Source organism: Paenibacillus sp. y28, assembly GCF_037137075.1.
In the GTDB taxonomy this organism is placed as follows: Bacteria; Bacillota; Bacilli; order Paenibacillales; family NBRC-103111; genus JBBBNV01.
Genome location: NZ_JBBBNV010000006.1, coordinates 164,676 through 175,815 on the forward strand (window position 1 = coordinate 164,676; position 11,140 = coordinate 175,815).

The 11,140-nt window shown below is 46.7% G+C and carries 7 protein-coding genes; all 7 read left to right on the plus strand.

Annotated features, from left to right (window positions below; genetic code table 11):
- The first annotated feature begins 5 nt into the window (after positions 1–5).
- Positions 6–1,433, plus strand: coding sequence for an S-layer homology domain-containing protein (locus tag WBG83_RS07805; RefSeq protein WP_336744185.1), 1,428 nt, complete (start codon positions 6–8; stop codon positions 1,431–1,433).
- Between the two features lie 266 nt (positions 1,434–1,699).
- The gene (locus WBG83_RS07810; protein ID WP_336744187.1) at positions 1,700–2,404 is read left to right on the plus strand and encodes an ABC transporter ATP-binding protein; all 705 of its coding nucleotides are present in this window, start codon (positions 1,700–1,702) and stop codon (positions 2,402–2,404) included.
- Positions 2,405–2,435: 31 nt separating this feature from the next.
- The gene (locus WBG83_RS07815) at positions 2,436–3,419 is read left to right on the plus strand and encodes an efflux RND transporter periplasmic adaptor subunit (RefSeq protein WP_336744189.1); all 984 of its coding nucleotides are present in this window, start codon (positions 2,436–2,438) and stop codon (positions 3,417–3,419) included.
- Positions 3,420–3,431: 12 nt separating this feature from the next.
- Positions 3,432–6,329 (plus strand): ABC transporter permease, encoded by a 2,898-nt coding sequence (locus tag WBG83_RS07820; protein WP_336744191.1) that lies wholly within the window; start codon positions 3,432–3,434, stop codon positions 6,327–6,329.
- Position 6,330: 1 nt separating this feature from the next.
- Positions 6,331–7,209, plus strand: coding sequence for an ABC transporter ATP-binding protein (locus WBG83_RS07825; RefSeq protein WP_336744193.1), 879 nt, complete (start codon positions 6,331–6,333; stop codon positions 7,207–7,209).
- Between the two features lie 268 nt (positions 7,210–7,477).
- Positions 7,478–10,663: a hypothetical protein gene (locus WBG83_RS07830; RefSeq protein WP_336744195.1), complete on the plus strand. Its 3,186-nt coding sequence runs from the start codon at positions 7,478–7,480 to the stop codon at positions 10,661–10,663.
- 164 nt (positions 10,664–10,827) lie between these two features.
- The coding region (tnpA, locus tag WBG83_RS07835; protein ID WP_336744197.1) for an IS66 family insertion sequence element accessory protein TnpA at positions 10,828–11,140 on the plus strand (313 nt) is incomplete at its 3' end.

Below are 11,140 nucleotides of genomic sequence, written 5' to 3' on the forward strand. Positions count from 1 at the left end.
TTGAAATGAAAAGAGCAATATCTTTATTGATGATGTGCTTCCTGCTGTCTATGACATTGCTGCAGTTCGTCAGTGCGGCGGATCCTGCAACGGTCACAGTTGACCAATTCAAGGATTTGAAGGACTTGCCCAAGGATGAAAAGGATAAATTTGATACCTTAATTAAAGGTGGCGTTTTCAGCGGACTTACGGACGATACGTTCGGTCTGGATGAGAAAATGACCCGCGCGCAGTTTGCCAAAGTAGCTTCGATCATTTTCAAGCTTCCGACGGAGTCTGCCGTTGCGGCTTCTTCTTTCACTGATGTGGCTGTCGACCATTGGTCCGTAACCTATGTTGAGGCTTTGAAAAAAGCCGGCTTGACCAACGGTTATGATGCCACAGGCAAAATGTACAACCCGGAAGGTCTTGTTTCCCGCCAGGAGCTGGTTACGTTCCTGATTCGCGGATTAGGGCTGGATGATGCAGCAAGCAAAGTTACTCCTGTTACAGACAGCTCTGTAGACGACTGGGCGAAAGGCTATGTTTCCCTGGCACTGGAGAAAAAGCTTCTGGCCGCACAAGCGGACGGCAAATTCGGCGGCACCGAGCCAGCCACCCGCAAAATGCTGGCTCTGGCCAGCTTCGAGGCGAAGAAGCTGTTTGGAGGGGAAGCTGCAGCAACACCGGCTCCTTCTGCAACACCGGCGCCTACAGCCAGCCCGTCGCCGGAAGCAACACCAGCACCTACGGCATCGCCTGAGCCGACTGCATCTCCAGAGCCGGCAGCTACGCCTGCGCCAGGTAAAACTTCTTTTGCAGGTAAAAAGGTAATTATCACCAGTGACCGGGATGGCGCAACAAAATTACGTAAAGACGAAGATCCTTTGATTAACCGTTTGAAGGCACTTGGATTTTCCGTAACTCATATTCCCAGCACAGATATTGGCAGTGAATCGTTCCAAGGATACGATTTGATCGTTTTTGGCGCTTCGACAAACTCGAAATATATCGTTCAGAACTTGGAGAAATTAAGCAGCGTAAAAACGCCGATTCTATTTAATAAATATAATGGCTTCGGTTATATGGGTTACTCTTCAATTGCGGAAAAAGGCGTAATTAATAAACAAACGACGATCACCATTACTGCTCCGGATCATCCGATTGCTGCCGGACTCTCGGGAGATGTACAAGTGTACTACACCGAGGATCAGTTTACGTATGCTCTTCCAAGCAAAGAAGCGACTGTTATTGCCAGACCGAAGGGAGACAACGACAAGGCATTAATTGTTGCCTATGAGGTAGGGACCAAAAACCTAACGGGCAAAACAACAACGGCCCGCATCGCGAATTTCCCGTTCGAGAGGTCTACAAATATTACTGATCTGGCTACAGACGAACTGTGGATGCTGTTTGATTCCACTGTTACATGGCTGATGGGCAGTAAAGAATAGGTTTGTTTTTTGCAAAACTCCAGTGCGAACTGGAGTTTTTGCCTTGACAACAAGCATCTCCGGCCATTCAGCGGTAAGTTAGAACCATTAGAGCGATCTACCTCCTCCAAAAAGTGAAAACCTCCCATTTCAGCACACACTCGAACTAAATCCCCTACAATATGAAGCGAATAGCCTATAAAATGCGGCAAGTCCCCTAATTTTAAGATAACGCTTTCATTGTAAAATCGTTGTCATGAACCGACTCAGGAAGGGGGTGTGACAGCATGGAGCAGCAGCAGACAACCTCAGCTCCGCTTGTTAAAGCGGTTGACATCAGTAGAGTGTTCGGACGAGGGAATGCCGCCGTTCAGGCTCTAAAAGGTGCCAGTCTTTCGATATGTCCCCAGCGCCTTGTTGCTCTTCGCGGCCGATCAGGTTCAGGTAAAACAACGCTTATTAACATTTTGGGCGCTCTTGATAAACCGACGGACGGCAAGGTTTTTTTTCAAGATGCCGAAATCAGCAAATGGTCGGAGAAGAAACGAAATGATCTGCGGCGTGTGAATATGGGCATTATTTTCCAATCGTTTGCACTCGTTCCGCTTATGACCGCTTATGAGAATGTGGAGTTTGGCTTACGCATAGCAGGAGTACCTTCATCGCGTCACAAGGAATACGCGGAACGGGCGCTTGAGCTGGTTGGCTTGAAGGCGAGAATGAAGCATAGGCCCTTTGAATTGTCGGGGGGAGAGCAGCAGCGGGTCGCTATAGCAAGAGCAATCGCCCACAAGCCGTCGTTAATTATTGCAGACGAGCCTACGGCCGAGCTGGACAGCAGGATGGGGATGCAGGTGATGAAGGTGTTCAAAAATTTGGTTGAGCACGAAGGCATGACGATTATTTTGACAACGCATGACCCGGCGGTTATGAGTGTCGCCGATCAGGTCTACGCACTGGAGGACGGTCAAATTGTGGAAGAAGTCAAGTAGATTGCTGCTGTCGGTAGTTGGAGCCGGCTGTATGGCGGGGATGCTTGCGGGCTGTTCACTGCTCCCGATGGAGGAAGAGGAATTGAAGCCGCCGCTTGCTCCCCAAGTGAAGGAGACCTTAACCATATATGAAGTGAAGCGGGCAAACATTGCCAGGCAAATAACCGGTGTGGCGACGTTCGCATCGGATAAAACAGATTACCTGTATTTCACAGAATCCGGTCCCCGGCTGGTGAAGCTGAATGTGAAGCTGAATGACAAGGTGAAGCCGGGAGACATTCTGGCTTCAACGGAGACTACGGATATTGAGAATAAAATCCGGCTGCAGGAGATTTCCGTTGAGAAGAGCAAGATTGCATTGCAGCAGGAATGGATCGGAAAGGATAGTGATGATCCGGCCATTCGTTTGAAAAAGCTGGATTTGGAAGGTGCGCTTCTGCAGCTGCAGACCCAGAAGGATCAGCTTCAGCGTTCGCGGCTAGTCGCCAATCAGGCAGGTATCGTAACAGGCCTTGAAGCCATCAAACCGGGTGATCAGGTGACGGCTTATACGCCGATTATTACGATATCCGATCCTTCCCAAATGAAGCTCGTTTATACGGCTTCCAGTATGAACGATCTGGCGGGTGCGGAAATTAACATGGAAGTTGATGTCAAAATCAAAGATCAGATATATCCGGGCAAGGTTGTGCAAACACCGATGAGCGCTGTACCAAGCAGCAATAAAGCGATACAAGACAAGAATAACAAGTCCTTATTTATCGACGTTCCGGGTTTGCCGGAGGATATTACGATTGGTTCACAAGCGGATATTACCGTTAATCTTGAAAAAAGAGAAAATGTCATTGTCATTCCAAGGGCAGGCCTGCGCAGCTATATGGGCCGCGACTATGTGCAGGTGCTGGAAGGGGAAAGCCGAAAGGAAATTGATGTTGAAAAAGGCATTGTGGCCGCCAGAGAAGTGGAAATCCGCAAAGGTATCAGCGAGGGCCAAAAAATAATTTTGGCCAATTAGGGGGCTGCAGCTTTGGCTTTATTGATTATGATTTTGCGTAAAATGGCCAACAACAAATGGCTCGAGCTGAGCCTGTTATTCGGGCTCGTTTTATCTGTTTCCCTGGCAAGCACGATGCCCATCTATACGAATGCTATTTTGCAGCGCTTGCTCATTCAAGAGCTGAAGCAGCTGCAGACCAATAGTAATCAATACCCCGGCATTTATTGGGTATCTGCCATTATGTCCGCTGAAGAGAAGGCGGACAGCAAAACGATTGCCGAATCGGATGAATTTCTGGAGAAGACGGGAAGCAAGTTCGGTATTCCGATGCAGTTTTTTGTCCGGGAACGGGCAAGCAAACGGTACGGCATCGCACCGAAGGAGCCTGATAAGGTAGATGTAAATGTGCAGCGATCGGCAGACTTGTCTGCCATTGAAGGAATTGAAGGTCATATTCGGCTGGTGGACGGCCGCCTTCCGGCCAAGGAGCCGGTTGATGGCGTGTACGAGGCCCTTGTTGTAGAGCAGTCCTTGACTGAGTTGAGCATGGTGCTGGATACCGTATTTGTCATTCAGGACGAAACGATGCAGGAACCGGTCTATGTTAAACCGGTAGGGGTCATTGACCGCAGCGATTACTCGGATATTTATTGGTATAACATTCCAGGCAGCTATAAGAACAGCTTTTTAATCAATTTCGATTTGTTTGAAAAGGATATCACTCAGCGTGGTGTTTTGAAGCTGCAATCCAGCTACTGGTATTTTGCCTTGGATTACGCTCAAATGACGCTTGCTACAGCCAGCCGCTTTTTTGATGCAGACCAATTAATTTTGAACCATATGCAGGACAGGTATGAAACCAACAATAAAAATGTGCCTGCACTGAAGACCTTGGGCAACTATTACGTGAAGGAAGCGCAGCTTCGGCTAATGCTGTGGTCGCTGAACGTGCCTGTGATGCTCATGCTGGCGTTCTACTTGTACATGGTGGCTAATCTGATTACTGAACGGCAAAAAACGGAAATCGCCGTTATCCGAAGCCGCGGGGCGAGCCGGCTGCAAATCATTTTCAGCTATTTGGCCGAGGGCCTTATCCTTGGCGCTGTCGCATTTTTGCTTGGTCCGCACATCGGAGTTTATTTGACAAAAGTTCTTGGTGCCTCCAGCGGATTCCTGGAGTTTGTGCAGCGGGCCAAGGTGGATGCCGGTGTAAATGCGGACGCATTTATGTACGCGGTTGTAGCCGTTGTTTGCTCCTTGATTATGACCTTGATTCCGGTTATTCTTGCCACCCGGGTTTCCATTGTCGGACATAAGCAGCAGTCGGCCCGGATGAACAAATTGTCCTTTTGGCACAAATATTTTATCGATGTTATTTTAGTCGGAGTTGCAATTTACGGCTTATATAATTATAAGCTGCGTATTAAGGACATGGTGTCACTCGGCCTTAAATCAAGCGATTTGCGGATCGATCCGCTGCTGTTTTTAATTCCGGCCTTGTTTATTCTAGGCTCCGGGCTCATCATTCTCCGGCTGTATCCGTTGTTTATGCGGCTGGTTTATTGGGCAGGTCGCCGTTGGTGGCCTTCATCCCTGTATTTCACTCTAATTACGGTCAGCCGTTCTACCATTCAGTATCAGTTTATTATGGTCTTTCTCATTATTACGATTGCCACAGGGTTGTTCAGCGCGAGCGCAACCCGGACAATGAACAAGAACACCTCGGACAAAATCCTTTATTCCGCAGGTGCAGACATTACGATGCAAATTCGATGGGAAAACGATGCGCCGCCTATTATTTTATCTGGTCTGGAATCCGAGGAAGGAGAGGAGGAAAGCACGGAGGAGACGCTCACCCCGCCTCCCAAAACACAATATTCCGAGCCGTCCTTTCTTCCGTTTACACAGCTGCCGGGAGTTGACCATGCGGCCAAGGTATTTATAAAAAAGGATGCAAGCTATTCGAAGGGCAAGGCGACTGAAAAAATTCAGCTGATGGGAATCGAGACGAATGACTTCGGACAAACGGCCTGGCTGCGATCGGGACTGCTGGATCACCATTTTTATGAATACTTGAACCTGATTGCAAAGAATCCTTCTGCTGTGCTTATTTCGCAATCTATGGCGGATGCATTGAATCTCAAGCCCGGCGATACCATTACGGTCGGGTGGGCGAACGTGGAGCCGACGCCATTCATTGTTTACGGTGTGATTACGTATTGGCCTTCCTGGAATCCGAATCTTGCACCCAATGATAATGATTCCGTGCTTAGCAAGCTCGGCGGGACGACCAAGGTACAGAAGCCGATGCTGGTTGTAGGCAACCTGTCTTACATTCAGAATCATATGGCCTTGGAGCCCTATGAGGTATGGCTGAAGCTTAAGCCTGATGCGAGCAGCCAGGCAGTGTATCAAGCAGTGGCCGATCACGGCTATGATATCCAATCTGTCAGAGATGCGAAGCAGGAACAGATTAAAGCCGTAAAAGAACCGTTCCAGTTGGCCATAAACGGTGTTATGACGCTCGGCTTTTTAATTTCTGTATTTATTTGCTTCTTCGGGTTTTTGTTGTACTGGGTACTGACGCTTCGTGCAAGAACACTGCAGTTTGGCATTTTGCGCGCGATGGGGATTTCATTTGTGCAGCTGATCCTGATGCTGGTCGGAGAGCAAATTCTGGTGTCCGGCGCGGCAATAATCATCGGTATTGTTTCCGGGAATGTGTCGAGTCTTTTGTTTGTGCCGTTGTTTGAGCTGTCCTTCGATCCGGGCAAGCAGGTGCCGCCATTTAAAGTGACGTTCGACCCGATAGATCAAATCAGGCTTTACTGGATCGTGACGACGATGCTGGCCATCGGATTGTCTGTGCTGGCTTACATTGTGTCCAAAATACGCATTCATCAGGCGGTCAAGCTGGGAGAGGATTAGGATGATTCATTGCGATGGGCTGGTCAAAATTTATAAAATCGCCGATTTGGAGGTTGTTGCTCTGCAGGGGCTGGATTTGCAGGTGGAATCCGGCGAATTAATGGCTATTATTGGGAATAGCGGCAGCGGCAAGTCGACACTGCTCAATATGCTGGGCGGTCTTGACCGCCCCTCTGCCGGGCAGCTGACGGTGGACGGCAAAAATTTGTTGACCATGTCGGAGAAGGATGTTGTACGTTACAAGCGTGAAACAGTCGGCTTCGTTTGGCAAAACAATGGACGCAACCTGATACCCTATTTGACTGCACTCGAAAATGTTGAGCTGCCAATGCTGCTTCAGGGCAAGCGCAAACGGGAGCGTGCTCTGGAGCTGCTCGAAGCTGTGGGACTCAGCCACCGCAGAAACAATAAGCTGAATCAGCTGTCAGGCGGGGAGCAGCAGCGGGCGGCTATCGCAATTGCTCTGGCCAATCATCCGAAGCTGCTGCTGGCCGACGAGCCGACAGGCTCGGTGGACACGAAGATGGCGAATCAAATTTTGGATTTATTCCGGCAGCTGAACCGGGAAATGGGGCTTACCGTCGTTATTGTAACCCACGATCCGATGCTGGCGAAGAAGGTTGACCGCGTCGTTGCCATCCGCGACGGCAAAACCTCCTCAGAAATGCTGCGCCGTAAATCTTATGAACAGGAGCTGATTCATTCGGAGGAGGGGGTGGAGGAACTAGAGGGGGAATCCCATGTGGAGTATGCAGTTTTGGATCAGGCGGGAAGACTGCAAATCCCGACGAATTATTTGGAATCGATCGGCGCTGATCGGTCAAACAAGGTTCAAGTAATTCTAGAAGATGGGAAAATTGTACTTCTTCCTCCAAAATAACTAGAGACGGAAACAAATAACCTATAATTATGCAAGGAATCCCCTATAACAGAGGTGTTATCCCATACTATGGTATAGATAGTTAATAATGAACTAAACGAAAACACGCCAAAATGAAAAGGTTGAAATTAATGAGGAGGTGGTTAGGAAGACGGAGAGTAAGCTGGTTGTTGAAAATGCCCCTCGTCAGAATAAGGTTGTCCAGACATGAAAAATGTACGGGGTGCGGGAAACTGAATTGATCTCAAACAAGGTGGGTGGATTTAAATTGAAAAAAGCAACTTCTTTATTGTTATCTGCATTTTTGTTGTCGTCCTCTTTAACACCGTTTGCGTATGCCGAAGAGGCTGCGGAGCAGGTTGTTAGTAGTGAAGAAGCCGCTGCTGCGACAGACGCTGCTGATTCCAGTGCACAAGCATCGGCGGAAGAAAAGAATGTGAAGCTCTCTGAAGACTATGAAGATTTGAAAGTGCTTTCACCGGAGATGCGTGAAGCATTTGATTTTTACATTCGTGCCGGGGCGTTAAAGCCGGATTCGGATGAGCGCTTTGGAGCAGATTCGGATGCGTATCGTCAAGAAGCGGTAGATGTCATTAAAGCAAGTTTGTTGTTGCCAAATGATGAAGCGCTTACAGCGGGAATAGTGGCTTCCTATGAAGCCGTCTTAAATGAGCAATTGTTTAAGTTGGGAATTACAAACAGCGACGGGATTCAGGTTCAGCCTGAGGAACGGTTAAATCGGGAGAGTCTTGCTAAATATTTGATTTATGCTCTTAAGCTGGAAGGGGAAGCCCGAAAAGTTATCCCAACGGTGGATACATCCACACAAAATAAGGATAATGTTACTAAAGCTCTCGCGACGATAGTTACCTATGCCTTACAAAAAAGCTTGCTCTCGATTCAAGAAGACGGTACAGTGCACGGATCTGATCGAAATGCCACTGTAAGAATGCTAGTACAAGGCGCTTATGAAGCCAGGAAAATCTTTGAGAAAATGAACAGTAGCTCAACAGTCTCGATCGTGGAAGCTAAAGCCTCTGGTGCGCAGAAGGTGGATGTTGTTTTCAAAAACAGTGCTCCAATCCAAAATGTGACGCTGACAGTGAAGAACGGCGATACAGTGCTGAAGAACAGCGGAGTTACCTGGTCAGGTGATGGAAAGACAGCCACTATCACACTGGAGAAGAAATTAACTGCGGGAGACTACTCGGTGGAATTAACGGGTGTGAAGGCCGAGATGGTTGATGTTGCTAAGGCGGAATTCAAGGCTGAGGACGAGCAGGTAACGAAGCTCGAGTTCGCTAATGGGACGGACTACTTGCCGCGTTCCAAAGTGCTCGTGCAGTTTAAGCTGATGAACCAATACGGTGAAACGATATACAAGCCAACAAGCCAGTTTGACATTAACATCGGCCGAGACTACAGCATGAGCTACAGCAGCTTGCAGCAAGCTTTTGAGCTTGATTTGAGCAGCGCTAAATGGAACGATCGTCTCATGATTAGTATTTATGATGAAGAGCATAACTTGCGTTTGTACAAAGTTTTTGAAATTCAAGATGAGGCGGTCGTCTCCAAGGTTGAGACCGGAAATTGGATTTATAACGAAGGTAGAACGTACTTAAGACCTAGTGATAAGGCGTATTTAGAGTTTAAAGCTTATGATCAATATGGCTATATGATGATTAACACAGATGAACTGAATAATAGTGAAAGTCTGATTAAGTCCTTCATGGGCGATAAAATTTTTGAAAAACAAAAGGATGACCAGCATATTTTCGAAGATATTAATCTGGATAACTATCCAGAAATGGTCTTTCAGGTAAAACCTGAATCTGAGATTGATGGTGATTCCGTAACCACACTTCGCTTGACCGCATTGGGGTCCGGTGAAACTGTCACTAAGGATATCAGTGTTGTGACGCCAAAAAAACCTGCGTCAGTCTTTATCGCAGATCCGCCGATTTTGGCTAAAGGGGATGTAGATAAAACTATTGACATTGAAGTAAAGGATGCAGAGGGGTATCCTTTATCGGCTGAAGAAATCGATGCTTTGGTGACTAGTGGGGAGCTGAAAGTCAGCCGAACGGGTTCTATTGAACTTGGTTCAAAATCTGATAGCATTGGTGGAATTAAAGGAAGAACACTTCGAATTAAGGAGGTGGAGGATACTGGAACTGCTTCTGTTGAGATCACACTGAAGGGTAAGCAGACAGTAACAAAGGAGCTTACCTTAAACGCTCAGAGATTGCCTTCAAAAATTGTTTCGGAAGTTCCCAACTTTAACGCAATTATTGGTCAAGGGGCTAATACAAAATTCATTATTTATGATCAATACAATGAGCAAATTACAACTGACTACAGCGACTTCAAGGTGGATTTAAAGCTGGAGAAAATGTCGGGTGACAGCGGCTCCTTTACAACGACGACATCCAAGTTTATTATGAATGATACCATTCAAACCTTGCGAAAGACTCTGGCAGAAGTATCGGGTACAACGATCAAGATGACCTCCGCATCGGGTAAAAAAGGTGCTTACAAGCTAACGGCTAATGTTGTGAAGGTTGATTCTGATGCAAATGCTGTGTCTACAGTTCTGTCAGCAACAGCAAAAGGGGAATCGTTCCAACTTAAAGAACTTGCTGATGATTTACGTATAGTTACAGATAGTGAAACGACTTTCTTCGCCTTCGGCAAATACTACCTGGATCGCGGTATTACTAGAAAGAGAGAAGATAAAGACCAATTGGCGGATCAAACAGAATCAACTTATTTATTTGCCAAGCATCCATCTTATACCTATTTGTATACGGGTTTAAAAGTCATCGATAAATTTGGCAATGAAATTGGTTTTGGTGCAACTCAATATGCTGTGACCGATATTACCGTACTTGATACCAGTATTGTGGCGGTTGATAAAACTAACAAAAAGCTGCTCGGCCTTAATCCTGGCACCACGAAAGCATACTTGACGCTGTTGACGCCTAAAGGAACAAGATCCATAGAGACTAACTTGACTGTTTTTTCAAGTGATTTGATTTTTAAAGACTTAGTGGCTCAAGATAAAGCAACCAATGTAGCAGTCAATGATATTAATGGACGCTATGTGTGGGATAGCAAATTTATGGGCAGCAACGGCATTATTGTTACAGATGATTTGGATAATAAATTTTATAGAAACACGGGAACCTATAATGCTTCGAGCTCTACATTGGGGTATACCAATAACTTGACTCCATTCTTTGATATTTTCTCTGTTCGTATTGCACTGAGTGATGTGGAATATGTAGCTGGAACTCAAGAAGCAGATAAGGATACGTTCTACATGACCAGCGACTACAAATTGGTTTATCAGAAAAAAGACAGCAGTAAGGCAAGAAATTTAAAAAGCTTTAAAATTACCGTAACAGCCGGCCACAAGGAAAAATCAGCTATTTATACGGTTACAGGCTCATAATGGATTTAAATACCCCTGCCGGTTTATTGGCAGGGGTATTTTTATAGTAAGCGTCTAACAAGAAGGTGTATTCCAATGCAGTCTAGATTTTGAGACAATTCCGTTAGAGTAGTCGTTGGATTTTTTCGACCCTACTCGAAAAACTCTAATGGGAGTGTGTCCAATTGCAAACTGTAGAGATGAGGAATCGCTATCGACTCCAGCAGTGGACCGAGATCATTCGTGATTGCCGTTCCAGTGGTCAGACCGTGGTTCGTTGGTGTGCCGATCACGAAGTCAATGTGAAAAGCTATTACTACTGGCTTCGAAAGATCCGTGAAGCTGCGTGTGAATCCCTTCCTGCATTCTCCTCCCCGAATGAACCAACTCTCGTACCGGTCCCTCCATCTTTGCGGACGAACGCCCCACGTTCCGAAGCGAGTCATGAACAAGCGGCGATCATCCTTCGTACGGATGCCGTTACGATTGAAATTCATC

Excerpts from the sequence above, each read along its gene's own strand:
- WBG83_RS07825 (WP_336744193.1), top strand. The coding sequence starts at position 6,331 with ATGATTCATTGCGATGGGCTGGTCAAAATTTATAAAATCGCCGATTTG.
- WBG83_RS07815 (WP_336744189.1), top strand. The coding sequence starts at position 2,436 with ATGGCGGGGATGCTTGCGGGCTGTTCACTGCTCCCGATGGAGGAAGAG.
- WBG83_RS07810 (WP_336744187.1), top strand. The coding sequence starts at position 1,700 with ATGGAGCAGCAGCAGACAACCTCAGCTCCGCTTGTTAAAGCGGTTGAC.
- WBG83_RS07805 (WP_336744185.1), top strand. The coding sequence starts at position 6 with ATGAAAAGAGCAATATCTTTATTGATGATGTGCTTCCTGCTGTCTATG.